Source organism: Streptomyces cinnabarinus (assembly GCF_027270315.1).
GTDB lineage: Bacteria > Actinomycetota > Actinomycetes > Streptomycetales > Streptomycetaceae > Streptomyces > Streptomyces cinnabarinus.
The window spans coordinates 3,949,106-3,974,293 of sequence record NZ_CP114413.1 but is presented as its reverse complement, the minus strand read 5'-3'; the positions used below and the strand labels follow the sequence as shown (position 1 = coordinate 3,974,293).

Sequence of the window (25,188 nt, the reverse complement as noted above, 5' to 3'; positions counted from 1 at the left end):
GTGGTGGAACTTCGTACCCAACTACTTCGTTACCTTACCTAACTCTTGACGATTTCTTGACGCTCGTCCGGGCATGATCGAACGCTCGTGCGCGCGGGTTCCCTACTCCGCGTCAAGTGCCACCGGGCCCTGCGCCTATGGTTGCTCCAGCACTCCAGGACCGCCTGCCGCTCGCGTTAGGACAGCAAGGACAGCGATGCCCCCCAACACCACCGCCTCTACGGGTCAGCAGCCCGGCAAGTCCGGCAGGAAGAAGGGGCGCAGAGCCCGCCTGATCGTCATCGTCCTCGTGCTGGCCATCATCGGAGGCGTCGCGTACGGGGCCTACTGGTCCATCAGCACCGTCCGCGCGTCCTTCCCGCAGACCACGGGATCGATCACGCTCGAAGGTCTGTCGGGCCCGGTCGACGTGAAGCGCGACGGCTACGGCATCCCGCAGGTCTACGCCTCCTCCGACGAGGACCTGTTCATGGCGCAGGGCTACGTCCAGGCGCAGGACCGGTTCTACGAGATGGACGTGCGCCGTCACATGACCTCCGGGCGCCTGTCGGAGATGTTCGGCGAGGGCCAGGTCGACAACGACGAGTTCCTGCGCACCCTGGGCTGGCACCGGATCGCCAAGGAGGAGTACGACAGCAAGCTGTCGGACGAGACCAAGAAGTACCTCCAGGCCTACGCAAAGGGCGTCAACGCCTACCTGGAGGGCAAGTCGGGCGAGGAGCTCTCCCTGGAGTACGCCGCCCTCGGTTTCGCCAACGACTACAAGCCCGAGGAGTGGACCCCGGTCGACTCCGTGGCGTGGCTGAAGGCGATGGCCTGGGACCTGCGCGGCAACATGGAGGACGAGATCGACCGCGCCCTGATGACCAGTCGTCTGGGCCCGAAGCAGATCGATGACCTCTACCCGCAGTACCCGTACGACCGGAACAAGGCGATCGTCCAGGAGGGCCAGTACAACGAGCTCACCGGGACGTTCGAGCAGGGCGGCACCTCCACCGGCGGTGCGTCCACCGGAGGCACGTCCACGGCCGGAACATCCACGGGCGACGCCACGGGCCTCCAGAGCCAGCTCTCGGGCCTCTACGGCGTCCTGGAGGACCTCCCGACGGCCGTCGGCGTAAACGGCAACGGCATCGGCTCCAACTCCTGGGTCGTCTCCGGCAGTCACACCATCACCGGCAAGCCCCTGCTGGCCAACGACCCGCACCTGTCGGCCTCGCTGCCGTCCGTCTGGTACCAGATGGGCCTGCACTGCCGCAGCGTCTCGGACAAGTGCCAGTACGACGTCTCGGGCTATACGTTTGCCGGCATGCCCGGTGTGATCATCGGCCACAACAAGAGCATCTCCTGGGGCATGACCAACTCCGGTGTCGACGTCACCGACCTCTACCTGGAGAAGCTCACCGGCAGCGGCTACCAGTACGACGGCAAGGTCAAGCCGTTCACCACGCGCGAGGAGACCATCAAGGTCGCCGGTGGCGACCCCAAGACGATCGTCGTTCGCGAGACGAACAACGGCCCCTTGCTCTCCGACCGCAGCGACGAGCTGGTGAAGGTGGGCAAGAAGGCCGAGGTCGACACCTCCGCACCCGACCGCGGTGACGGCTACGGCATCTCCCTGCGCTGGACCGCCCTGGACCCGGGGACCTCCATGGACGCCGTCTTCGCCATGGACAAGGCCGCGAACTGGGATGACTTCCGCGACGCGGCCGCCCTGTTCGACGTGCCCTCGCAGAACCTGATCTACGCCGACACCGAGGGCCACATCGGCTACACCCTCCCCGGGAAGATCCCCACGCGCGCGGGGAGTGTCGACGGGTCGATCCCGCAGCCCGGCTGGGACTCCAAGTACCGCTGGACCGGCTACATCCCGCAGAACAAGCTGCCCTTCGAGTTCGATCCCGCGCGTGGGTACATCGTCACCGCCAACCAGGCGGTGATCGACAAGGACAAGTACCCCTACACGCTCACCGAGGACTGGGGTTACGGCACGCGCAGCCAGCGCATCACCGACCTGATCAAGTCGAAGATCGACGACGGCGGCAAGATCTCCACCGACGACATGCGCCAGATGCAGCTCGACAACAGCAGTGAGATCGCCAAGCTGCTGGTGCCGAAGCTGCTGAAGATCGACATCGACGACCCGGACGTCCGTGAGGCGCAGAAGCTCCTGGAGGGCTGGGACTACACCCAGGACGCCGACTCGGCGGCCGCCGCCTACTTCAACTCGGTCTGGCGCAACATCCTCAAGCTCGCCTTCGGCAACAAGCTGCCCAAGGAGCTGCGGGTCAAGGGCCAGTGCCTGTGGGTCGACCCGATCAACATCACCGGTCCCGCGGACGAGGTGGAGAAGGTCCGCGAGTGCGGTCAGCGCGACGCCGACCAGGCGCAGCCCGACGGCGGCGACCGCTGGTTCGAGGTCGTGCGCAACCTCATGGACGACGAGGACAGCGACTGGTGGCAGACGCCCAAGTCGGGCACCCGCCCAGGCGCCGACAACCGTGACGAGCTGTTCGAGCGGGCCCTGATCGACGCCCGCTGGGAGCTGACCGCGAAGCTCGGCAAGGACATCGACACCTGGAGCTGGGGCCGGCTGCACCGCCTGTTCCTGAAGAACCAGACCCTCGGCACCGAAGGCCCCGGTTTCCTCCAGTACATCCTCAACCGCGGCCCCTGGAAGCTCAGTGGCGGCGAGGCGACGGTCAACGCCACCGGCTGGAACGCCGCCGGCGGCTACGGCGTCGTCTGGGTGCCGTCGATGCGGATGGTCGTGAACCTCGGCGACCTCGACAAGTCGAAGTGGATCAACCTCACGGGCGCCTCCGGCCACGCCTACAACGCCCACTACACCGACCAGACGGACAAGTGGGCCGATGGTGAGCTGCTCGACTGGTCCTTCTCCAAGGACGCGGTCGAGGACAGCACGAGCGACACCCTGGTGCTGCAGCCGTGAGCCACTGACGGCGCGAACGACGAAGGGGCCCTCCACGCACGCGTGGAGGGCCCCTTCGCGTGCGGTGAGGCTCAGGTCGCGTGGAAGCGGCGTACGGCCGACGGCGTCACCACCGCGTGCACCGGCCGGTCGTGCTCCTCCGACGGCACGCGCTCGACGACCTCCGTGTCGTACAGCAGCACCACCAGCGCTGGGTGGGCATCCGCGCGTTCCAGGCGCGCGAGCACGCGGTCGTACGAGCCCCCGCCGCGCCCCAGGCGCATGCCGCGCGCGTCGACCGCGAGCCCGGGCAGGAGCACCACGTCGGCGGCGGTCACGGCGTCCGGTCCGAGGCGTTCGCCGGCCGGCTCGAAGAGGGCCATCTTCCCGCCGTGTTGGACCCGCGCGAGGGAGTCCTCGCCGGTGTAGGCGCCCCAGTCGAGGTCGTTGTCGGGCAGGAGCGCGGGGAGCAGGACGTGCACGCCCCGCGCGCGCAGCGCGTCCAGCAGCGCGAGCGTGCCCGGTTCGCTCCCCACCGAGACGTACGCCGCCACCGTGCGCGCCCGCGCCAGTTCGGGCAGGTCGAGCGCGCGCCCCGCCAACGCGAGCGCCGCCACCCGCACGTCATCGGCCGTCAACCTGCTTCTCACCGCGAGGAACTCTCGCCGCAACATCCGCTTGTCAGGCTCGGCCGAACGTCCGATGTGACTCATTGGTCGCACCCGTACCCCTTCAATGTGCTCATATGAGAGCCAATTAACCGGAGCCACAGATTCCCTACAAAGGCACCGGATAAGGTTGCGGGCATGACTCAGTCGCACCCTCGGATCAGCAAGGCTGTCATCCCCGCAGCAGGCCTCGGCACCCGGTTCCTGCCGGCCACCAAGGCCACTCCCAAGGAGATGCTGCCGGTCGTCGACAAGCCGGCGATCCAGTATGTGGTCGAGGAGGCCGTCTCCGCGGGCCTCGACGACGTCCTCATGATCACGGGCCGGAACAAGCGTCCCCTTGAGGACCACTTCGATCGCAACTACGAACTGGAGTCTGCCCTTCAGAAGAAGGGCGACGCCAGTCGGCTCGCCAAGGTGCAGGAGTCCAGCGACCTCGCGACCATGCACTACGTCCGCCAGGGCGACCCCAAGGGCCTCGGCCACGCGGTGCTCTGCGCGGCCCCGCACGTCGGCCACGAGCCCTTCGCCGTCCTCCTCGGCGACGACCTCATCGACCCGCGCGACCCGCTGCTCAAGCGCATGGTCGACGTCCAGGAGCAGCACGGCGGCAGCGTCATCGCGCTCATGGAGGTCGCGCCCGAGCAGATCCATCTCTACGGCTGCGCCGCGGTCGAGCCCACCGAGGACGGCGACGTCGTCAAGGTGACCGGCATGGTGGAGAAGCCCGACGCCGCGGACGCCCCGTCCAACTACGCGATCATCGGCCGCTACGTCCTCGACCCACACATCTTCGACATACTGCGCAAGACCGAGCCCGGCCGCGGCGGCGAGATCCAGCTCACCGACGCCCTCCAGCAGCTCGCGGCGGACGAGAAGGTCGGCGGCCCGGTGCACGGCGTCGTCTTCAAGGGCCGCCGCTATGACACCGGGGACCGTGGCGACTACCTGCGTGCCATTGTCAGACTCGCATGCGAACGTGAAGACCTGGGCCCGGACTTCCGGACCTGGCTTCGCAGTTACGTAGCCGAGGAGATGTAGCCACTTTGAGCAGCGCCGCGCCCCGCACCACCGGCCAGGACCACCTCTGGTCGGTGGACGAACACCTGGAGGACATCCTCGCGACCGTCCGTCCCCTCGAACCCATCGAGCTGCAACTGCTCGACGCCCAGGGCTGCGTCCTGGTCGACGACGTCACGGTGCCGGTCTCCCTGCCGCCGTTCGACAACAGCTCCATGGACGGGTACGCGGTAAGGGTCGCCGATGTCGCGGGCGCGAGCGAGGAGTTCCCGGCGGTCCTGGAGGTCGTCGGGGACGTTGCGGCGGGGCAGGCGGAGCTGGTCCAGGTGGGCCCCGGCCAGACCGCGCGCATCATGACCGGCGCTCCGCTGCCGCCGGGCGCGGAGGCGGTCGTCCCCGTCGAGTGGACCGACGGCGGACTCGGCGAGGGCCCGGTGGCCGGGATGCGCGCCCGCAGTCTCGCCCCCGAGGGCGCCTCCGGGCAGGTGCACGTGTACCGGCCCGCCGAGGCACGCGCGCACGTGCGCGCGAAGGGCAGCGATGTGAAGGCCGGTGACCGCGCCCTGGAGGCCGGTACCGTCCTCGGCCCGCCGCAGATCGCCCTGCTCGCCGCGATCGGCCGCGGCACGGTACGCGTACGCCCACGCCCGCGCGTGGTCGTGATGTCCACCGGCAGCGAACTCGTCCAGCCCGACGAGGAGTTGCGCAGCGGCCAGATCTACGACTCCAACAGCTTCGCCCTCACCGCGGCCGCCCGGGACGCCGGTGCCATCGCCTACCGCGTGGGCGCCGTCGCCGACGACGCCGAGATCCTGCGCTCCACCATCGAGGACCAGCTGGTGCGCGCCGACCTCATGGTCACGACCGGCGGCGTCAGCGTCGGGGCGTACGACGTCGTGAAGGAAGCGCTGGAGTCCGTCGGCGACGAGGACGAGGCCGGCAGCGGCATCGACTTCCGCAAGCTCGCCATGCAGCCGGGCAAGCCCCAGGGCTTCGGTTCCATCGGCCCGGACCACACCCCGCTGCTGGCCCTCCCCGGCAACCCGGTCTCCTCGTACGTCTCCTTCGAGCTGTTCGTGCGCCCCGCGATCCGCACCCTCATGGGGCTGCGGGACGTCCACCGGCCGCGCACGACCGCGACCCTAACGGCGGACAAGGCGCTGACCTCGCCGAAGGGGCGCAGGCAGTTCCTGCGCGCGACATACGCCGACGGCGCCGTGACCCCGGTCGGCGGGGCCGGATCGCACCTGGTCGCGGCCCTCGCGCACGCAGACGCGCTGATCGTCGTCCCCGAGGACAGCGAGTCCGTCGAGCCCGGTACCGAGGTCGAGGTCGTGCTGCTCGGCTGAGCCCACGCGCGCGTGCCGGTCCTGCTCCGGTGCGCGCGCCTTCTTGGCGGTACCGTGTCGCGCACAGCAGGCCCAGCGCCGCACCGCCGAGGGCCCGGACCGGGAGCGCCACACAGCATGAGTACGCAGGACCGACTGACGCACATCGACGAGGCGGGCGCCGCGCGCATGGTCGACGTATCGGAGAAGGACGTGACCGCGCGCACCGCTCGCGCCAGCGGGCGGGTCCTGGTCGCGCCCCGCGTGATCGAACTGCTGCGCGGGGAGGGCGTCCCCAAGGGCGACGCGCTGGCCACCGCGCGGATCGCGGGCATCATGGGCGCCAAGCGCACCCCTGACCTGATCCCGCTGTGCCACCCGTTGTCGGTTTCGGGTGTGAAACTGGATCTGTCGGTCGCGGACGACGCGGTGGAGATCGTGGCCACCGTGAAGACCACGGACCGCACGGGCGTCGAGATGGAGGCCCTCACCGCGGTCTCCGTCGCCGCGCTCACCGTGATCGACATGGTCAAGGCGGTCGACAAGGGAGCGGTCATCACGGACGTACGCGTGGAGGAGAAGACGGGCGGCAAGTCGGGCGACTGGAGCCGGGCGTGACCGCCGGGACCCGCCGCGCCCTGGTCGTCACCGCCTCCAACCGCGCCTCCGCCGGCGTCTACGAGGACAAGGGCGGGCCGCTGATCGCCGACGGGCTGAAGGGCTTCGGGTTCGCCGTCGAGGGGCCGCAGGTCGTGCCCGACGGCGACCCCGTGGAAGCCGCGCTGAGGGCCGCCGTCGAGGCCGGCTACGACGTAGTGGTCACCACCGGCGGCACCGGCATCTCACCCACCGACCGCACGCCCGAGGCGACCCGCGCGGTGATCGACTACGAGGTGCCGGGCATCGCGGAAGCCATCCGCGCGTTCGGCCGCGAGAAGGTACCGACCGCCGTGCTCTCCCGGGGGCTGGCCGGGGTGGCGGGCGGCACGCTGATCGTCAACCTGCCGGGCTCCACCGGCGGGGTGAAGGACGGGCTCGCCGTCCTGGAGCCCCTGCTGGCGCACGCCGTCGACCAGATCCGCGGCGGCGATCATCAGAGACCCGGCGCAGGCAGTGGGGGTGCGAGCTGAACAGCCCATCCTGGCCCGTCGTGCTGGCGGACGGCGACGTCGTCCTCCGGCCGATAAAGCTGCGCGACCAGCGGGCCTGGCGCGAGGTCAACCGGCGTAACCGGGACTGGCTGCGCCCCTGGGAGGCGACCATTCCGCCGCCCACGCCGAGCGGGCCGATCGCGCACCGGCCGACCTATCGCCAGATGGTCCGGCACCTGCGCTCCGAGGCGAACGCGGGGCGCATGCTGCCGTTCGTCATCGAGTACCAGGGGCGGCTGGTCGGGCAGTTGACGGTCGCCGGGATCACCTGGGGCTCCATGTGTTCGGGGCATGTCGGCTACTGGGTGGACGAGGCGGTGGCCGGCCGCGGGGTGATGCCGACGGCCGTGGCGCTCGTCGTGGACCACTGTTTCCGCACCGTCGGACTGCACCGCATCGAGGTCTGCATTCGCCCGGAGAACGGGCCGAGCCGCCGGGTGGTGGAGAAACTCGGATTCCGCGAGGAGGGGCTGCGGCCCCGTTATCTCCACATCGACGGGGCCTGGCGCGACCATCTCGTGTTCGCGCTCACGGCGGAAGAGGTGCCCGACGGGTTGCTGAACCGCTGGCGCCGGGCAGACTCCCGGGGGAGGTCCTCCGACGGGCCGAGGAACCCGCAGAACACGCCGGGGAATCCCGCATAGCCCGGAGTAATTGAATAAATGTTCGAAATTGATCGCCTCGCGACCGACTCGGAGCCCTGAATTCGCCTCCTCTGCGGCCCGCTGATCGCATCGGTCACAAAAAAATTTCGAAATATCAGCCAGATCGTGCGACACACCGGCTCAATTGGCAGATGGCCTCACGCAAACCCCTCTACCGTGTGAGGCGTGAGCAGCAGCGGCCTCATCTACGCAGTCATTGTCGGGGCCTGGGCCGCCTACTTGGTGCCGATGTGGCTCCGTAGGCAGGACGAGCTGAACGAGGCCCGTCCGACGGAACGCTTCAGCACAGCCATCCGGTTGCTGTCCGGACGGGCGGGGATGGAGCGCCGGTACGCCAAGGACCTGCGTGCGCGCTCCGCCGACGAGGGGGAGCCCAGCGCCAACGACCCGGACGGCGTCACCGCATCGGTGGACGTCCGGGCCTTCGCCGTGCCTCCGACGCGTCCGCAGACGGTGTCGGCGCGCGCCGAGGAGCAGGAGCGGTCCGAACCGGCACGCGCACCCGCGGCCGCGCCGGCGCCCGAACCCGGACCCGTGCCGGCGCAGAAGTCACAGAAGGCGCAGGCGGCGCAGAAACCCGCCCCGGCCGCACGGCGCACGCCCCCCTCGCCCGCCGCGGAGGCGGCCGCGGCGCGCGCCCGGCGCATGAAGGTGCTCGCGCGCCGTCGGCGCACAACCGTGATGCTCTTCCTCGCCTTCACGCTGGGTGCGATCGTCGCCGCCGTCGGAGGGCTCGGGTTTCTGTGGGCGCCCGGCGTGCCCGCCGTGCTGCTCAGCGCGTACATCGCCTATCTGCGCTCGCAGGAGCGCCGCCGGTTCGCCTACCACATGGACCGCCGGCGCGCCGAGGTCGCCGCGCAACAGCTCAAGGAACGCGCGCGCCAGCCGCGTCGGCGCGTGGCCGCCGACGCTGGCGCGGACGCAGAGGAGCCCGACGAAGGCCCTGGACCACAGAGCGACCCGGGCCTTTCGACGCTCGCCGCTGACCGGCGGGCGCTCGTCGAGCAGACCGATCACGCCGAGTGGGTCGATCAGCAGCGTGAGCGTCAGCGGCGGCCGGGGCAGGGTGACAGCTGGGACCCCGTGCCGGTGCCCTTGCCGACGTATGTGACCGCGCCGGTCGCGCCGCGGGCGACCGCGGACGTAGACCTCGGGGCGCCCGACGCGTGGAGCTCGGCGCGGTCCAGCGCGGTCGCGCCGGAGCAGGAGGCGGCGGAGGACCGCGCGGCCGACGCCGGGCAGACGGAGGCGGCCGACGGCGAGGAGAAGGCGGACGGCGGCGGGCGCAGTGACGCCCGTCGGGCCGCCTCCGCCCGGCGGGCGCGTGAACGGGGGCGTACGCCGTTGTTCGACCAGTACGAGGACGGCGGGCGGCCGCGGGCGGCCAACGAGTAGGTGAGGTCCGCGCCGTCCGCCGGCGCCGGGCGCCCGCAGAAACCGCCCGCACGCCCCACCTGCACCGGGCCGGGAGCCCGGCGGGGAACGGATTTCCAAGCGGACGGATCGGGATGCTAGAGTTTCACTCGTTGCAAGGGCCTGTGGCGCAGTCCGGTAGCGCACCTCGTTCGCATCGAGGGGGCCAGGGGTTCAAATCCCCTCAGGTCCACCGCAACAACTGCACTTGAGAAATCAGGGCAGTTGATGAGATCCCGCCCGATCGGTTGATCGGGCGGGATCTTTTTTTGTTCGAACACTGGGAGTGGCGGGGGCGGATGGCCCGGTGCGGATCGAAGTGGCCCGCGCGTATGCCGCGGTCAGCTCTCTTGAACCGCCCGAATTCCGGCCCTGCCTCGTCGCAGTGCCGACGCCGCAGGGACCACCGCCGCGACAACCGCCAGAGCCGCGCACGCGGCCGTCGCCGAGCCCAGGGCCGTCCACGGGAGCACGATCGGCGTGTGCACGGACAGCAGGGACAGCGCGCCCCATATGCCGAGGAGATTGAGGACGGCGACCAGCAGGCCCAGGAGCGCGCCGACGGCGACCACCGTGAGCGCCTCCGCCGCGATCAGACGCAGGACCTGGACGGTGGTGGCTCCGGCCAGGCGCAGTGCCCTCAGGTCGCGGACCCGGTCGGGTGTGGCCATGACGAGGGTGTTGGCGAGGGAGATGCCGGTGTAGAGGAGGGCTATGCCCAGCACCAGGAGGAAGCCGAGCCGGGTGGTGCCGTCGGCCGGGGGCTGGGTGGCTTGCAGCCATGCGGTGCGGGTGTGGAGCCGGCCGCCGTGCGGCTCGATCGTTGCGCGCAGGGTCGTGGCCACGGACGTCACGTCGGCGCCGGGTGTGACCTTGACCTCGATGCGGTCCACGCGCGCGTGGGGAGCGTTCGCGGGCGTGACGTAGACGCCGTTGTCACCCGTGCCCACCGGCATCACCGCGGCGATCCGCAGCGACTTGCGCGTGCCGTCGGCCAGCCAGAGCGTCACCCGTTGGCCCACGGTGTGCCGCTCCCACTCCTGGTTGACGATGATCGAGTCGTCGTCGAGGTCCAGGACCCGGCCAGCTGTGACGGGCAGGCGGGTGGTGGCGGCCAGCGCCCTCGGGTCGGCGGCGCGGGCGGGGGAGCGGATCAGGGCTACGCCGTCCTCGAGGACGTAGACCTCGCTTGAGGAGGTCGAGGAGACCTTCGTATTCGGGATCTTCCGGATGCGCTCGAGCGTTGGTCCCTCGTAGCCGCCGGGTGGGGGTGTCACTACGAAGTCCGCGATTGTCCGGTGGCGGGTCTCCGTCGCTCGCGCCTCGTTCAGGGTCGCCGTGGCGCCGAGCAGGGAGCCGGTCAGGGCGACCGTGACCAGGACCGGGGCGGCTGTGGCCGTGGTGCGGCGGACGGCGGTGCCGGTGTTCTCGCGGATCAGCAGGCCGCTCGCGCCGGGGAGGCGGGAGGGGAGCCAGGTGAGCAGGCGGGTCAGGGGGCGTACGAGGAGCGGCGCGAGCAGGGCGAAGGCGGTGATCAGCAGCATGGGGCGGCTGACGTACGTCTTGCGGTGCAGCAGGTCGGACGGGTCGGTCGTCAGGGCCAGGAGCAGGGTGACGGTGGCCGTGGCGAGGAGGGCCGCGCCGAGGACGCGGCGGGTCCAGGGCATCGTGCCCTCGTCCACGGATGCCTCGCGCAGCGCCTGCACGGGGCCGGTCCGGCCGGCTCGCCAGGCGGCGGCCGCCGCTCCCGACAGCGCGACGAACAGGCCCGTCCAGAACGCCAGATGGTACGGCCAGACGTGGTCGCCGATGGTGAACCAGGGCGGGGCGAGACCGCCGTCGACGACCCATGCGGCGAGGTACGGCGCCGTGAACGCGCCCAGGGCGCAGCCGGTGGCCGAGGCGAGGACGCCGATCAGCAGGGCCTCCGCCAGCACCGTGCGGCGGATCTGGCCGGGCGTGGCGCCCGCCGTGCGCAGCAGCCCGAACTCGCGCCGCCGCTGGGCCACCGCGAAGGCGAACGTCGACGCCACCACGAACACCGACACGAAGCCGCTGACCCCGCCGGCGGTGCCGAACATCGCGTTCATCGCGGTCAGGGCCTCGCTGTCGCGGTCCGGGTCGGCGTCCGCGAACCGCCGGTCCGCACCGGTCAGCACCTTCGCGCCGGAATCCGCGCCGACCGCCTCGCGTACGGCCGACGCGTCCGCCTCGACGACCAGTCGGGTGCTGACCGGCGCCAACTGCGCGGCCCGCGCGGGGGTGTGGAACATGGCGTTCTCGAAGCCGAGGTCGCGCACCACGCCGACCACCGTCACGGTTCCGGAACCGGTGCGCAGGCGGTCGCCCTTGGCGGCCCAGCCCGACGTGACGACCACTTCGTCGGCCGCCCGCGGCTCGCGCCCGTCCACCGGGCCGTACGGCGCGAAGGCCGCCGTGGGCCAGGGGTGGCCCACCAGATCGGCGGGCCCGTTCTCGGCCCGTACGGCGAAGGAGCGGTCCTCGGTGACGGGGCCGAGGCGCTTCAGGGCGGCGATCGTCCGCGCGGGCACGGCGTTCGGCTGGGCCAAGGGCTGGACGCGGTCGCCGCTCGGCGTCGGTACGCGCAGCGTGTCCTGGCCCTGCACGACGACCGGGGCCGCCGCGAACCGCTCCGGTCGGCGCTCGGGGGCCTGGAGCGACGAGGCCAGGGCCAGGCCCATCACGGTGAGCAGTGCGACGCCCAGGGACAGCGCGACAAAGCTGCCGGTGAAGGTGATCCAGCGGGTGCGCAGGGTGTGCACGGCTACGGTCAGCATGGGCCGGCCTTCGGGTGAGGGGCGGACGGGAAGCGGGTGATGGTCAGCACGCCACCGTCTCCAGACCCGCCATGCGCGCGGCGACCTCCCCCGCCGACGCCGCCGTCAGCTCATCGGCCACCCTGCCGTCGACGAGGAACACCACGCGGTCCGCGCAGGAGGCGGCGAGCGGGTCGTGGGTGACCATGACGATCGTCCGGGCCTGCGTGTCGACCATGTCGCGCAGCAGGGCCAGGACCTCGCGGCCGGTGCGGGAGTCGAGGGCGCCGGTCGGTTCGTCGGCGAAGAGGACCTCGGGACGGGTGATCAACGCGCGGGCCAGCGCGACGCGTTGCTGCTGGCCGCCGGACAGCTCCGACGGGCGGTGGCCGCACCGGTCGGCGAGGCCGACCTGGCGCAGCACCTCACGGACACGCGCGCGTGCCGGGCGGCGGCCGGCGAGGCGCAGGGGGAGCGCGACGTTCTGCTCGGCGGTCAGGGACGGCAGCAGGTTGAAGGACTGGAAGACGAATCCGATGCGCTCCCGGCGCAGCCGCGTCAGGCGGGTCTCGCTGAGCGTCGTCAGCTCGGTGCCGCCCAAGGACACCGAGCCGGACGTCGGCCGGTCCAGTCCGGCGGCGCACTGGAGCAGCGTGGACTTGCCGGAGCCGGAGGGTCCCATGACGGCGGTGAACGTGCCGCGCGGGAAGGCGAGCGAGACCCCGTCGAGCGCGGTCACGGGGCTGCCGCCCGTGACGTACTGCCGTGTGACGGCGTGCAGTTGGATGGCGTGGTCGGTCATCGGGCCCCCGAGTCATGGGTCGTTGCGGTGTCCTTCAACCCAACCGCCGCACCGCGGCCCGGCGCAGTGCGGCAGGACCGAGAACCGGGGTAGGGCCAGGCATACCCCCGCTCCACCCGCTGGACCGATGGCCCGCGCGTAGGGTCGGCTTCTACGGTGAAACCGTGATCTCTACGCGTCCCGAACGACCCGCGCCCGCGGACACCGTGTGGCGGGCCCTGTCCCGGCCGGGCTTCCTGCTGTCGCCGTGGCCCTGGCGTGCCGCCGCCTATCTGCTGACCGGAGTGGCCACCGGGCTCGCGGTACTGGTGGCGATCGTGACGCTGGTGGCGGTCGGCGGGGTGCTGGCGATCGTCCTGGTCGGGCTGCCGTTGCTGGCCTGCGCGGCCCTCGCCGGGCTGCCCGTGGCGGCGGTGGAGCGGCGCAGGCTGCGGCTGATCGACGCAAGCCCCGCGCGGGGGAGGCACCACGAGCCCGCCGAGCCCGGACTGTGGTGCTGGTTCGCCACGCGGCTGAGGGAGCGGCAGACCTGGCGTGAACTCGGGTACGCGCTTGTCTTCGCCGTCCTGCTCTGGCCCGCAGAGGCGCTCGCGGTCACCGTGGCGCTGCTGTTCCCGGCGTCGATGGTCGCCACCCCGCTGCTGATGGCGACGGCCGGCGACGGCCAGGAGGCCAAGGTGCTCAAGCAGTGGACGGTCACCGACTGGCCGACCGCCTTCGGCGTGGCGCTGCTGGGGGTGCTGCTGCTCGCCGCGGGCGCCTATGTGCTCGCGGTGACGGCGGGCGCCCGCGCGGAGCTGACCCGGCTGCTGATCGCCCCGCGCGATGCGGATCTCGGCGAGCGGGTCGTCGAACTCGCCCGCTCCCGAGTGCGGCTGGTCGACGCGTTCGAGGCGGAGCGGCGCCGTATCGAACGCGATCTGCACGACGGCGCCCAGCAACGCCTCGTGGCCCTGACCATGACCCTCGGCCTGGCCCGCCTGGACGTCCCGCCCGGTCCCCTCGCCGACCAGCTCGCCAAGGCCCACGAGGAGGCCGGGCGGGCCCTGGAGGAACTGCGCGAGCTGATCCAGGGCATCCACCCGCGGGTCCTCGCCGACTACGGCCTCAACGCGGCCGTGGCCGACGCCGCCGACCGCAGCGCGATCCCCGTGGACGTCGACCTCGACCTGCCCGGACGCATGTCGCGGGCGGTGGAGAGCGCCGCGTACTTCGTGGTGTGCGAGGCGCTCGCCAATGTGGACAAGCACAGCGGGGCCCGGCGTGCCCAGGTCAGCGGGGGGCACGACGGCGGGCGGCTGGTGCTCCAGGTGCGCGACGACGGCCGGGGCGGTGCGGACGCGGGCCGGGGCAGCGGGCTGACCGGTCTCGCCGACCGGGTGTCAGTGCTCGATGGCAGACTCTCCTTGTCCAGTCCGCCGGGCGGACCGACCCTGCTGCGTGTGGAGATTCCTTGCGAGCTGAAGCGGACCGAGCGCACGGAGACCGCCGGACCCACCGGCCGCTCCGCGTAGTCCTGGCCGAGGACAGCGTGCTGCTGCGCGAAGGCCTGATCGGTCTGCTCGCCCGCTGCGGCCACGACGTGGTCGCAGCCGTCGGCGACGCTCCGGCGCTGCTCGCCGCCGTCGAGGAGCACGAGCCGGACATCGTGGTGACCGACGTCCGGATGCCGCCCGGCTTCCAGGACGAGGGGCTGCACGCGGCCGTCCGGCTGCGCGAGAAGAGCCCCGCGCTGCCGGTGCTGGTGCTCAGCCAGTACGTGCAGCGGACGTACGCCGCCGACCTGCTGGACTCCGGCGACGGATCCGGTGTCGGGTACCTCCTGAAGGACCGGGTCGGCCAGGTCGAGGAGTTCACGGCCGCGCTGGACGAGGTCGCGGCCGGCGGCACGGTCGTCGACCCGGAAGTCGTACGGCAGCTGCTGCGGCGGCGCCGGGACCCGCTGGAGCGGCTCACCCCGCGTGAGCGGGAGGTGCTGGCGCTGGTCGCCGAGGGCCGGTCCAACGGCTCCATAGCCCGCGCGCTGGTGGTGTCCGAGGCCGCCGTCGGCAAGCACATCGGGTCCATCCTCACCAAGCTGGACCTGCCGCCGGCGGAGGAGACCCACCGCCGGGTCCTCGCCGTGCTGGCCTATCTCAGAGGGTGAGCGGCTTGGCGAAGCACAGGCTCAGTTCGTGGAAGCGGTAGTAGCCGAACTTCGCGCACGTCTCGTAGCCGCTGGACTCGTACAGGGCGACGGCCTCCGGCTGCATGGTGCCCGTCTCCAGCACCATGCGCTGTCGGCCCGCCCCGCGGGCGTCCTCCTCCAGGGCGGCCAGGATGCGCCGGGCGAGGCCACGGCCGCGCATGCTGTCGATCACGTACATGCGCTTCACTTCGGCGTCGCCGTCGATGTTGCCCTCGTCGTTCGTGTCCTGGACGCGCCAGCCGCCCGAGGCGACCGGGGTGCCGTGCTCGTCGTAAGCGATGAGGTACACGCCGTTCGGCGGCTCGAAGTCGGTGGTGGTGATGACCGTGGCGTCGCCGTCGTCGCCGTAGCGGACGGCGTACTCGGCCTGGACTGCGTCATTGAGCTTCACGGCGTCGGGGTGGTCGAAGGAGACGCGGCGGATCTGCATGCAGGCAACCGTACAGTCATAAGTAGTCGGAATCTGGACTCGGTCCAGTCTGCGGGTATCGTGCCCGGGTGCTCATTGTGACCAGCGTGAATGTGAACGGGCTGCGTGCCGCCGCGAAGAAGGGCTTCGTGGAGTGGCTGGCCGAGACCTCCGCCGATGTGCTGTGCCTCCAGGAGGTACGGGCCGAGGCGCAGCAGCTGCCGGAGGCCGTGCGAGAGCCTGACGGCTGGCATGTCGTGCACGCGCCCGCCGCCGCCAAGGGGCGCGCGGGTGTCTCCCTCTACACCCGGCGCGAGCCCGACCGTGTCCAGGTCGGCTTCGGGTCGAGCGAGTTCGACGCGAGCGGGCGCTATGCCGAGGTGGATCTGCCCGGTGTGACGGTCGCCTCGCTGTACCTCCCTTCCGGGGAGGTCGGCACCGAGCGCCAGGACGAGAAGGTCCGCTTCATGGGGGAGTTCCTCGCCTACCTCAAGGGCCTGCGCGAGCGCGCCGCCGCCGACGGGCGCGAGGTCGTCGTCTGCGGGGACTGGAACATCGCCCACCAGCAGGCGGACCTGAAGAACTGGCGCGGCAACACCAAGAACTCCGGCTTCCTCCCCGAGGAGCGCGAGTGGCTCGGCCAGGTCCTCGATCCGGCGGAGGGCGGCTACGTCGACGTCGTGCGCGCCCTGCACCCGGACGTGGAGGGGCCGTACAGCTGGTGGTCGTACCGGGGGCGTGCCTTCGACAACGACACCGGCTGGCGCATCGACTACCAGATCGCGACGCCGAGGCTCGCGGGCCGGGCGGTCAAGGGCTTCGTGGAGCGCGCGGCGACGCACGAGGAGCGTTGGTCGGATCATGCGCCGGTGACAGTCGTCTACGAGTAGGCGCGCGGCGGAGTGTCCGCGCGCGGGCGTGCGCGGGCGCGGGCCTCGCATGGTGGTGCGCGGGGTGTTGCCCTGTGCGCCGGTGCGCGCGGGTGGATCTGTGAGCGGGCGTGCGCCGTGGGCGGGTTGAGCACGCCCTACGCCCCGGGTGCCGCGGGGCGCCCTCGGCGCCGCGCGCACTCTGGGGCGCCGCCGACCCCGCACGTGCCGAGAGCGCCCTCGCCCCCGCACGCGCCGACAGCGCTCTCAACCCCGCCCGCGCCTCCTCGCCACCGCCCACGCCCCCACTGTGACCGCTTGCGCCCCCGCTACGACCGCTTGCGCAGGCGGCGGTCCAGGGCCAGGGACATCTCCGCCTCCACCACGCTGCGCGCGAGGGGGCGCAGGCGGGGAAGGTCCTCCTCGGTGCCGTGGCGGAGGATCAGGTCGGCGAAGAGGTCGGCGAGGATGTCGGCGTGGGCGCGGAGTTCCTTGCCCGCGGCCAGTACCTCGGCGAGTGGGATGCCCTCGCGGACCAGCGCGGCGGAGACGTCCAGCAGGCGGCGGCTGATGTGGATGATCTCCTCGCCGTCGGTGGCGAGATAGCCGAGTTCCAGGGCGGCGGCGAAGTTCTCCGGGGTGACGTCGTCGGCGAAGTGGTCGGCGAGTTCCTCGGGGGTGAGGCGGACCGGGGTCTCCTCGGTGGGGGAGTCCATGCCGAGCAGGTCGGCGACATCGCGGCCGTGGTCGAAGGCCTCGGCGAGTTCGGCGATGCCGCTGAGGGTGTGGCCGCGTTCCAGCATCGCCGAGATCGTGCGCAGCCGGGCCAGGTGGCGGTCGTCGTACCAGGCGATGCGGCCCTCGCGGCGGGGCGGGGGGATGAGACCCCGTTCGCGGTAGAAGCGCAGGGTACGCACGGTGATGCCGGCCAGCCGGGCCAGCTCCTCCATGCGGTACTCGTGTCGGCCCTCGGGTCGTCCAGCGTCTTGTGCCACGCCGGAAGCCTATGGCGTACCAGGGGTAACTTTCCTCGGCTCACCCCCTACCCACGAGTACGGAGCTGCTCTACGCTCCCATTGCGCCAGTGTTCACTGGCAGAGTCGCACGGCTGTGGAGGGGCTTCGGGATGACCGAACACGAGCATGTACGGGTGGCGGTGATCGGATCCGGGTTCGGCGGGCTCGGAGCCGCGGTGCGGCTGCGGCGCGAGGGCGTCACCGACTTCGTCGTCCTGGAGCGGGCGTCCAGTGTCGGCGGCACCTGGCGGGACAACAGCTACCCCGGGTGCGCCTGTGACGTCCCCTCGCACCTGTACTCCTTCTCCTTCGCGCCCAACCCCGACTGGCCGCGCACCTTCTCCGGCCAGGAGCACATCCGCGCCTATCTGGAGCACGTCGCCGACGTCTTCCGGCTGCGCCCGCACATCCGCTTCGACTCCGAGGTGAAGCGGATGGCCTGGAACGCCGAGCGGCTGTGCTGGGACATCGAGACCACCGCCGGGAACCTCTCGGCCGACCTCGTGGTCTCGGCCACCGGGCCGCTGTCCGACCCCAAGGTCCCGGACGTCCCGGGCCTCGACTCCTTCCCCGGCAAGGTCTTCCACTCCGCCCGCTGGGACCACGACTACGACCTGCGCGGCAAGCGGGTCGCCATGGTCGGCACCGGTGCCTCCGCGATCCAGATCGTGCCGGCCGTCCAGCCGGAGGTCTCCCGGCTCACCCTGTTCCAGCGCACCCCGCCGTGGGTGATGCCGCGCATGGACCGCGCGATCAGCGGGGTGGAGCGCTGGCTGCACCGGCAGCTCCCCTTCACCACCCAGGCCCGGCGCGGACTGCTCTGGGGCATCCGCGAACTCCAGGTGCAGGCGTTCACCAAGCACCCGAACGAACTCGGCCTGGTCGAGAAGCTCGCCCGGCAGAACATGGCCCGCGCCATCAAGGACCCGGCGCTGCGGGCCAAGCTCACGCCGGACTACCGCATCGGCTGCAAGCGGATCCTGCTCAGCAGTGAGTACTACCCGGCGCTCGCCCGGCCGAATGTCGATGTCGTCGACAGCGGGCTCGCCGAGGTCCGCGGTTCGACGGTGGTCGCGGCCGACGGTACCGAGACCGAGGTCGACGCGATCGTCTTCGGCACCGGCTTCCATGTCACCGACATGCCCATCGCGGAGCGGGTCGTCGGCGCGGACGGGCGGACGCTCGCCGAGACGTGGAAGGGCGGCATGGAGGCGCTGCGGGGCGCGTCCGCCGCCGGGTTCCCGAACTGGATGACGATCATCGGGCCCAACACCGGGCTCGGCAACTCGTCGATGATCCTCATGATCGAGAGCCAGCTCAACTACCTCGCCGACTACGTCCGGCAGTTGGACGTCCTCGGCGGACGCGTCGCCCTGGACGCCCGCCCGAGCGCCGTGCGCGCCTGGAACCACCGCGTGCAGGAGCGCATGAAGCGCACGGTGTGGAACACCGGCGGCTGCACGAGCTGGTACCTGGACGCGAGCGGCCGCAACACCACGATCTGGCCGGGCACGACCGGCGAGTTCCGGCGCGCGACCCGGCGAGTGGATCTCGCGGAGTACGCGGTGGTGCGCGCCGCGGGCGCGGAGGACGGCGCGACCGCGACCGAGGAGCGCGAGAGCGCGAAGGGCAGCGCTGGCGCCACCAAGGAGCGCAGCAGCGTGAAGAAGAGCGCCCGCACCGCCAAGGGGCGCGAAGTCGCCGACGCACGCCCGGAGGTGGGCGCATGAGCCGCCTGACGCACGTGAGCTCTGGCCCCTACGCCCCGCCCGCCCCCGCCCGCGAACTCACCGTGATCTCCGCGGACGGCGCGCGCCTGCACGTGGAGGTGCACGGCCCCGAGAACGCGCCCCCCGTCGTCCTCGCGCACGGCTGGACCTGCTCGACCGCCTTCTGGGCGGCGCAGATACGGGAGCTGGCCACCGGCCACCGCGTCATCGCCTACGACCAGCGCGGCCACGGGCGCAGTCCGGCGAGCCGCGCCTGCGGCACCGAGGAACTCGCCGACGACCTGGAAGCCGTACTGAAGGCGACCCTCGCGCCGGGGGAGAAGGCGGTGATCGCCGGGCACTCGATGGGCGGGATGACGGTGCTGGCCGCCGCGGCGCGGCCCGCGTTCCGGGAGCACGCGGCCGCCGTGCTGCTGTGCAGCACCGGTTCGTCCCGGCTGGTCGCCGAGTCCACCGTCGTACCGATCAGGCCGGGCCGGCCGCGGACCTGGCTGACCCAGCAGATCCTCGGGTCGCGGGCGCCGCTCGGGCCGGTCACGCCGCTCGCGCGGCGGGTGCTGAAGTACGGGACCATGGGGCCCGGTTCGGCGCCGCACATGGTCGAGGCGTGCGCGCGGATCGTGCACGCCTGTCCACGGCGGGTGCGGCACGCCTGGTCGCAGGTGCTGGACCGGCTCGACCTCGACCACGGCGTACGGGAGTTGAGGGTGCCGACCGCGGTGGTCGTGGGGACCGCCGACCGGCTCACACCGCCCGTGCACGCGCGGTCGCTGGCCGCCGCGCTGCCGACCTGCGTCGGGCTCACCGAGCTGCCCGGACTCGGGCACATGACGCCGGTGGAGGCGCCGGAGCTGGTGAGCGCAAGGATTCGTGAACTCGTCGTCGCCTACGCACAGATCAAGGAGGGCGCATGAGCAGGGTGAGCCTCGAAGGACAGGTCGCCGTCGTCACCGGAGCGGCGCGGGGCGTGGGTGAGCTGCTTGCCCGCAAGCTCTCCGCGCGGGGCGCGAAGGTGGCGCTGGTCGGCCTCGAAGCGGACGCGCTCAAGCAGGTCTCCGAGCGGCTGCACAGCGAGAGTGACCACTGGTACGCCGATGTCACCGACCACGAGGCGATGGCGCGGGTGGCGCGGGAGGTCAAGGAGCGGTTCGGGAAGGTCGACATCGTCGTCGCCAACGCCGGTGTGGCCAGCGGCGGTCCGTTCGTCGACTCCGACCCCGAGGCGTGGCGGCGGGTCATCGAGGTCAACCTCATCGGCTCGGCCGTCACCGCGCGGGCGTTCCTGCCGGTGCTGATGGAGAGCCGCGGCTATCTGCTCCAGATCGCCTCCCTCGCCGCGATCACCCCGGCGCCGATGATGACCGCGTACTGCGCGTCCAAGTCGGGCGTGGAGGCGTACGCGCACAGCCTGCGCGCCGAGGTCGGCTACAAGGGCGTACGCGTGGGCGTCGGGTATCTGTCCTGGACCGACACGGACATGGTGCGCGGGGCCGATCAGGACGACGTCATGCGGGAGCTGAGGCAGCGGCTGCCGTGGCCGTCGAACAAGACGTACCCGCTGGGTCCGGCCGTCGACCGGATCGTGGCCGGGATCGAGCGGCGCTCCAGCCATGTGTACGGGCAGTGGTGGCTGCGCGGGATGCAGGGGGTGCGCGGGTATCTGCCGGCGCTCATCGGGACCGTCGGCCAGCGGGAGATGCGCAGGTTCGCGGACCGGCTCGACGGCATGCGGATCGGTCTTGTCGGAGCGGGCGGCGAGGCCGATGAGCAGGAGCGCGTCACGCACCGTAAGTGATCGACATGCGCTGCGTCACGCCGCGTGTGAATCTGGTCGGGCCCGATCCCCTCACCCATTACGGGAGTGAAACCTCATGGGCATGAAGGACCAGTTCCAGGAGAAGTCCGAGCGGCAGCAGCAGGCCAAGGAGCGGATGCAGCCGGGGCGCGAACGCGGCCAGCAGCAGCGCGGCCAGCAGGAACGCGGCCAGCAGGAGCGAGGCCAGCACCGCGGCCGCGACGAGGACACGGAGCGGATGCAGCAGGAAGAGCAGGACCGCTTCGACCAGGACTATGACGCCTGACGGTGCGCGTTGAGCGGAAAGGGTGCCCCTCACCAGGGGCACCCTTTCTCATGCGCGAGTCTCATGCGCGCGGCGGCAGCTTCGGACGCGACCTGTCCGGAACGTGCGAGTAGTCCGGCGGGATCGCCGGAGGGTTCGTCTCCAGCAGGTCCAGGGCCAGTTGTACCGCGTCGTCCAGTTGCGCGTGGCGGCCCTCGGCCCAGTCCAGCGGCGTGCGCAGGATCTCCAGGTCCGGGGTGACGCCCTTGTTCTCGATGGACCAGCCGTACGCGTCGAACCAGGCCGCGTTCATCGGCACCGTGATCACCGTGCCGTCGCCGAGTTGGTGCCGCCCGGTCATGCCGACCACCCCGCCCCAGGTGCGCTGGCCCACGACCGGGCCCAGCTTCAGGAGCTTGAAGGCGGCCGTGATCATGTCGCCGTCGGAGGAGGTCGCCTCGTCCGCGAGGGCGACGACCGGCCCGCGCGGGGCGTTGGAGGCGTACGACACCGGCTGGGCGTTCCTGGTGAGGTCCCAGCCGAGGATCGTGCGGGTCAGCTTCTCCACGACGAGTTCGCTGATGTGTCCGCCCGCGTTGCCGCGCACGTCGACGATGAGCGCGGGCCGGGAGACCTCCATGCGCAGATCGCGGTTGAACTGGGCCCAGCCGGAGCCGCCCATGTCGGGGATGTGCAGATAGCCGCAGCGGCCGCCGCTCAGCTCCCGTACGACCGCACGCCGCTTGGCCACCCAGTCCTGGTAGCGCAGGGGGCGTTCGTCGGTCAGCGGGACCACGGCGACCCGGCGCGAGCGGCCCACGCCCTCCGCCGGGACGAACGTCAGCTCCACCGTCGTACCGCCCGCCCCCGCCAGCAGCGGATACGGGCCCGTCACCGGGTCGACCTCGCGGCCGTCGACGTGGGTCAGCACCGCGCCCTCGCGGATCCCGGTGCCCGCAAGCGGTGAGCGGGCCTTGGAGTCGGAGGAGTCGCCGGGGAGGATCCGGCGTACCGTCCAGCCCGCTTCCCGGTGGACGAAGTTGGCGCCGAGCAGGCCCTGGCGCCGCTGGTAGTGGGGCGGGCCCTCGTTGCGGCGGGCCGCGGAGACATAGGCGTGGGAGGTGCCCAGCTCGCCCAGGACCTCGCGGAGCAGATCGGCGAAGTCGTCCGGGGAGGCCACCCGGTCGACCAGCGGCCGGTACTGGGCCAGCACCGCGTCCCAGTCGATGCCGCACATGCCGGGGTCCCAGAAGTAGGCGCGGATCAGCCGGCCCGCCTCCTCGTACGACTGGCGCCACTCGGCGGCCGGGTCGACCTCGTGCAGGATGCGGCGGGCGTCGATCCACACCGTGGAGTCGCTGTCGCCGCTCTCCGTGGCGGGTACGGCGCGCAGGTCCCCCTCGTCGACCACGACGAGCCGGCTGCCATCGCCGCTGACCGCGAACCAGTCCAGATGCTCTACGAGTTCGGACTTCTTGGCCTTGCTGATGCTGAAGTGCTCCAGGGTCGGCCGGCCACTGGTGTCGTCGGGGTTGGCGAAGGTCTCGCCGAGCGCCCCCGAGATCGGCCAGCGCAGCCAGACCAGGCCGCCGCCCGCGACCGGGTACAGCGCCGAGTACTTGGAGGCGGTGACCGGGAACGGCGTCACCCGGGCCTCCAGGCCCTCGATCTCCACGGTGACCGCGCCGCCCTCGCCGCCCTCGTCCTCCACCGGGTCCAGGCCCCCCGCCGCCGGACGGCCCTCCGGGTTCAGCGCGAACGGGCTCGGCGTCGCCGAGGACAGGGGCACCAGGTAGGGGCGGCAGCCGAGCGGGAAGGACAGGTCGCCGGTGTGGACGTCGTACACCGGATCGAAGCCGCGCCAGGAGAGGAAGGCCAGATAGCGGCCGTCGCTGGTGAAGACCGGGTTCTCGTCCTCGAAGCGGCCGTTGGTGACGTCGACGATCACGCGCCCCGTCTCGCCCGTCGCTCCGACACCGGAGATCCGCGCCATCTTGATCTGCCGCAGGGAGCGGCCGACGCCCGGGTGCGACCAGGTCAGCCATGAGCCGTCCGGCGAGAAGGCGAGGTCGCGCACCGGCCCGTTGATGGACCGGATCAGCTCGGTCACCTCGCCGTTGGAGTCCTCGGTGGCGTCCAGGAGCAGTACGCGTCCGTCGTGCGCGGCGATGGCCAGGCGCTCGCCCTGCGGATCGGAGACCACTTCCAGGACCCGGCCCAGCTCGCCCGAGGCCAGCCTCCTCGGCTCGCGGTCGCCGGTCGCCCGGGGCAGATAGGCGATCTCGACGGCGTCCTCGCCCTCGGCGTCGGTGACGTAGGCGACCTGGCCGACCGAGCCGAGCATCTCCGGGAGCCGGACCCGTACGCCCGGGGTGTCGGTGATCGTGCGGGCCGGGCCGTCGCGGTGGGTGAGCCAGTACAGGCTGCCGCGGACGACGACGGCGCTCGCGCGGCCGGTCTCGTCCACGGAGATGCCGTCGACGTGCTGGGCGGCCGGGACCTGGTAGCGGCGCCGCCCCGCGCGGGGGCCGCCGAGCCGGACGTCCAGCCTGCGCGGGGCGCCGGCGAGGTCGTCGACGATCCACAGCTCGCCCGCGCACTGGTAGACCACCCGGGTGCCGTCGCTGGCGGCGTGCCGCGCGTAGAAGGCGTCATGGTCGGTGTGGCGGCGCAGGTCGGAGCCGTCGTGGGCGCAGGAGTAGAGGTTGCCGACGCCCTCGTGGTCGGAGAGGAAGGCGATCCGGCCGCCGACGAACATGGGGCAGGCGAGATGGCCGTCGAGGTCGGCCAGCAGCCGTTCGCCGTGGAACCACAGGCGGCCCGTGGCGCCGCCCCGGTAGCGCTTCCAGGAGGCGGGCTCGTGCGGCGGGGTGCCGGTGAGCAGCAGGGTCTTGCGCTCGCTGTCGAGGTCGGCGACCTGGATGTCACTGACCGGGCCCCAGGGCAGCTTGCGGCCGGGGGAGCCGTCGGGGGTGACCTTGTAGGCCCAGGTGAAGTACGAGAAGGGCTCGCCGTGGGAGGCGACGGCGAGGATGTCGCCGTCCGGGGTCCAGCCGGTGACCTGGGTGTCCGCGGTGCCCCAGTGGCTGAGCTGCCGCCCCGGTCCGCCGTCCGCCGGGACCAGGTGGATCTCGGGGACGAGGCTGCGCCAGCTCGTGTACGCGAGCTGCGTGCCGTCGGGCGAGAAGCGGGGGTGGCCCGCCTTGGTGCGGTCGACGGTGAGCCGCCAGGCGCGGCCGGGTCCGTCCAGGTCGGTCAGCCAGAGGTCGTCCTCGGCCACGAAGCACAGCAGGTCACCGTTGAGATGGGGCAGGCGCAGATAGCTCACCTCCTCATGCTTTTCCGCTGGATGGGCCCGGGCAACTCGTGAGAAAGCGGACGGATGCGCGAAGGGTGACCCAGGACACGTACGAAACGGTTTCGTTTCGCATGAGCCCTGCGGTACATTCGTCCTGTACGAAACCGTGTCGTTCCCAGCGGGCGGTTCCCAGCGGAAAGGGGAGTGCATCATGGCCGAGGCAGCAACCGCGCGTCGCAGCCGGATCACGCCCGAGCGTGAGGCCGAGCTGTACGAGGCCGTGCTCGACCTGCTCCGCGAAGTCGGCTACGACGCCCTGACCATGGACGCGGTCGCCGCGCGCACCAAGTCCAGCAAGGCCACGCTCTACCGCCAGTGGGGCGGCAAGGCCGAGCTCGTCGCGAAGGCCGTACGGCACAGCAAGCCGGGCGGCATCGGCCTGGGCGACATCGATACCGGGTCGCTCAAGGGTGATCTGCACGCCCTCACCCTGCGCTCGGACGACTGCGAGATGGAGCAGAACTCCGCGCTGATGCGGGGCCTCGCCATGGCCGTGCACAGCAACCCGGATCTGCTGCGGGCGTTCCGGGAGCATCTCGTCGAACCGGAGATGGCGGAGTTCCGTCGCCTGGTGCAGCGGGCGATCGACCGGGGCGAGGTCCGAGCGGACAACCCGGCGATCGGCTACATGATGCACATGATGCTCGGCGGGTTCGCCGCCCGCACGATGATCGACGAGCTGCCGCCGACGCAGGACTTCCTCATCTCGTACATCGACGCCGTGGTCCTCCCCGCCCTCGGCGTGCCCACCACCTGACAAGTCCCCAGCAAGCCCTCCACCTGACGTCACCGCTCACGTCGC

The 25,188-nt window shown here is 71.6% G+C and carries 21 protein-coding genes and 1 tRNA gene; 16 read left to right on the top strand and 6 right to left on the bottom strand.

Going from position 1 to position 25,188, the window contains the following annotated elements; all coding sequences use genetic code 11:
• Nucleotides 1-196: 196 nt before the first annotated feature.
• A complete protein-coding gene (locus STRCI_RS17770; RefSeq protein ID WP_269659933.1) occupies nucleotides 197-2,953 on the top strand; it encodes a penicillin acylase family protein in 2,757 nt (918 codons plus the stop codon).
• 71 nt (nucleotides 2,954-3,024) lie between these two features.
• Here STRCI_RS17770 and STRCI_RS17765 read toward each other — a convergent pair whose 3' ends face one another.
• Entirely contained in the window at nucleotides 3,025-3,645 is a 621-nt protein-coding gene (locus STRCI_RS17765; RefSeq protein ID WP_269659932.1) for a 5-formyltetrahydrofolate cyclo-ligase, read from the bottom strand.
• A 93-nt stretch (nucleotides 3,646-3,738) separates the two neighbouring features.
• Between STRCI_RS17765 and galU the strand changes: the two genes are divergently transcribed.
• The 7 genes from galU (at nucleotide 3,739) to STRCI_RS17730 (ending at nucleotide 9,370) form a co-directional block, all read left to right on the top strand.
• Complete coding sequence (galU, locus tag STRCI_RS17760) at nucleotides 3,739-4,641, top strand: UTP--glucose-1-phosphate uridylyltransferase GalU (RefSeq protein ID WP_269659931.1); 903 nt, start codon at nucleotides 3,739-3,741, stop codon at nucleotides 4,639-4,641.
• 5 nt (nucleotides 4,642-4,646) lie between these two features.
• The gene (gene glp, locus STRCI_RS17755; RefSeq protein WP_269659930.1) at nucleotides 4,647-5,969 is read left to right on the top strand and encodes a molybdotransferase-like divisome protein Glp; all 1,323 of its coding nucleotides are present in this window, start codon (nucleotides 4,647-4,649) and stop codon (nucleotides 5,967-5,969) included.
• Between the two features lie 117 nt (nucleotides 5,970-6,086).
• Complete coding sequence (moaC, locus tag STRCI_RS17750) at nucleotides 6,087-6,566, top strand: cyclic pyranopterin monophosphate synthase MoaC (protein ID WP_269659929.1); 480 nt, start codon at nucleotides 6,087-6,089, stop codon at nucleotides 6,564-6,566.
• Complete coding sequence (locus STRCI_RS17745) at nucleotides 6,563-7,078, top strand: MogA/MoaB family molybdenum cofactor biosynthesis protein (RefSeq protein ID WP_269659928.1); 516 nt, start codon at nucleotides 6,563-6,565, stop codon at nucleotides 7,076-7,078. Before moaC ends, STRCI_RS17745 begins: the two co-directional genes overlap by 4 nt.
• Nucleotides 7,079-7,098: 20 nt before the next feature.
• Complete coding sequence (locus STRCI_RS17740; protein ID WP_269659927.1) at nucleotides 7,099-7,743, top strand: GNAT family N-acetyltransferase; 645 nt, start codon at nucleotides 7,099-7,101, stop codon at nucleotides 7,741-7,743.
• A 186-nt stretch (nucleotides 7,744-7,929) separates the two neighbouring features.
• Nucleotides 7,930-9,159: a divisome protein SepX/GlpR gene (sepX, locus tag STRCI_RS17735; RefSeq protein WP_269659926.1), complete on the top strand. Its 1,230-nt coding sequence runs from the start codon at nucleotides 7,930-7,932 to the stop codon at nucleotides 9,157-9,159.
• A gap of 137 nt (nucleotides 9,160-9,296) precedes the next feature.
• A tRNA-Ala gene (locus STRCI_RS17730) sits at nucleotides 9,297-9,370 on the top strand.
• Between the two features lie 148 nt (nucleotides 9,371-9,518).
• Here STRCI_RS17730 and STRCI_RS17725 read toward each other — a convergent pair.
• Nucleotides 9,519-11,975, bottom strand: a complete 2,457-nt coding sequence (locus tag STRCI_RS17725; RefSeq protein WP_269659925.1) for an ABC transporter permease — start codon at nucleotides 11,973-11,975, stop codon at nucleotides 9,519-9,521.
• Between the two features lie 43 nt (nucleotides 11,976-12,018).
• Nucleotides 12,019-12,756, bottom strand: a complete 738-nt coding sequence (locus STRCI_RS17720; RefSeq protein WP_269659924.1) for an ABC transporter ATP-binding protein — start codon at nucleotides 12,754-12,756, stop codon at nucleotides 12,019-12,021.
• A gap of 218 nt (nucleotides 12,757-12,974) precedes the next feature.
• On the opposite strand from STRCI_RS17720, the gene STRCI_RS17715 reads away from it, so the two are divergent.
• Nucleotides 12,975-14,270, top strand: a complete 1,296-nt coding sequence (locus tag STRCI_RS17715) for a sensor histidine kinase (protein ID WP_269664574.1) — start codon at nucleotides 12,975-12,977, stop codon at nucleotides 14,268-14,270.
• The gene (locus tag STRCI_RS17710) at nucleotides 14,210-14,902 is read left to right on the top strand and encodes a response regulator (protein WP_269659923.1); all 693 of its coding nucleotides are present in this window, start codon (nucleotides 14,210-14,212) and stop codon (nucleotides 14,900-14,902) included. Before STRCI_RS17715 ends, STRCI_RS17710 begins: the two co-directional genes overlap by 61 nt.
• Here the strand turns inward: STRCI_RS17710 and STRCI_RS17705 are convergent.
• A complete protein-coding gene (locus tag STRCI_RS17705; RefSeq protein WP_269659922.1) occupies nucleotides 14,892-15,374 on the bottom strand; it encodes a GNAT family N-acetyltransferase in 483 nt (160 codons plus the stop codon). The genes STRCI_RS17710 and STRCI_RS17705 overlap by 11 nt on opposite strands.
• 68 nt (nucleotides 15,375-15,442) lie before the next feature.
• Here STRCI_RS17705 and STRCI_RS17700 point away from each other — a divergent pair, with 68 nt between their 5' ends.
• Nucleotides 15,443-16,243, top strand: a complete 801-nt coding sequence (locus STRCI_RS17700) for an exodeoxyribonuclease III (RefSeq protein WP_269659921.1) — start codon at nucleotides 15,443-15,445, stop codon at nucleotides 16,241-16,243.
• A gap of 308 nt (nucleotides 16,244-16,551) precedes the next feature.
• On the opposite strand, the gene STRCI_RS17695 is transcribed toward STRCI_RS17700, so the two are convergent.
• Complete coding sequence (locus STRCI_RS17695; protein ID WP_269664573.1) at nucleotides 16,552-17,172, bottom strand: MerR family transcriptional regulator; 621 nt, start codon at nucleotides 17,170-17,172, stop codon at nucleotides 16,552-16,554.
• Nucleotides 17,173-17,348: 176 nt separating this feature from the next.
• On the opposite strand from STRCI_RS17695, the gene STRCI_RS17690 reads away from it, so the two are divergent.
• The 4 genes from STRCI_RS17690 (at nucleotide 17,349) to STRCI_RS17675 (ending at nucleotide 21,049) form a co-directional block, all read left to right on the top strand.
• Nucleotides 17,349-18,968, top strand: coding sequence for a flavin-containing monooxygenase (locus STRCI_RS17690; protein ID WP_269659920.1), 1,620 nt, complete (start codon nucleotides 17,349-17,351; stop codon nucleotides 18,966-18,968).
• Nucleotides 18,965-19,882, top strand: a complete 918-nt coding sequence (locus STRCI_RS17685; protein ID WP_269659919.1) for an alpha/beta fold hydrolase — start codon at nucleotides 18,965-18,967, stop codon at nucleotides 19,880-19,882. Before STRCI_RS17690 ends, STRCI_RS17685 begins: the two co-directional genes overlap by 4 nt.
• Entirely contained in the window at nucleotides 19,879-20,763 is an 885-nt protein-coding gene (locus STRCI_RS17680; RefSeq protein ID WP_269659918.1) for an SDR family oxidoreductase, read from the top strand. Before STRCI_RS17685 ends, STRCI_RS17680 begins: the two co-directional genes overlap by 4 nt.
• An 82-nt stretch (nucleotides 20,764-20,845) precedes the next feature.
• Nucleotides 20,846-21,049, top strand: a complete 204-nt coding sequence (locus tag STRCI_RS17675; protein WP_418953351.1) for a hypothetical protein — start codon at nucleotides 20,846-20,848, stop codon at nucleotides 21,047-21,049.
• Nucleotides 21,050-21,110: 61 nt separating this feature from the next.
• Here STRCI_RS17675 and STRCI_RS17670 read toward each other — a convergent pair whose 3' ends face one another.
• On the bottom strand, nucleotides 21,111-24,356 hold the full coding sequence (locus tag STRCI_RS17670) for a S41 family peptidase (RefSeq protein ID WP_269659916.1): 3,246 nt from the start codon (nucleotides 24,354-24,356) through the stop codon (nucleotides 21,111-21,113).
• 181 nt (nucleotides 24,357-24,537) lie between these two features.
• On the opposite strand from STRCI_RS17670, the gene STRCI_RS17665 reads away from it, so the two are divergent.
• Complete coding sequence (locus STRCI_RS17665) at nucleotides 24,538-25,143, top strand: TetR/AcrR family transcriptional regulator (protein ID WP_269659915.1); 606 nt, start codon at nucleotides 24,538-24,540, stop codon at nucleotides 25,141-25,143.
• Nucleotides 25,144-25,188 lie beyond the last annotated feature (45 nt).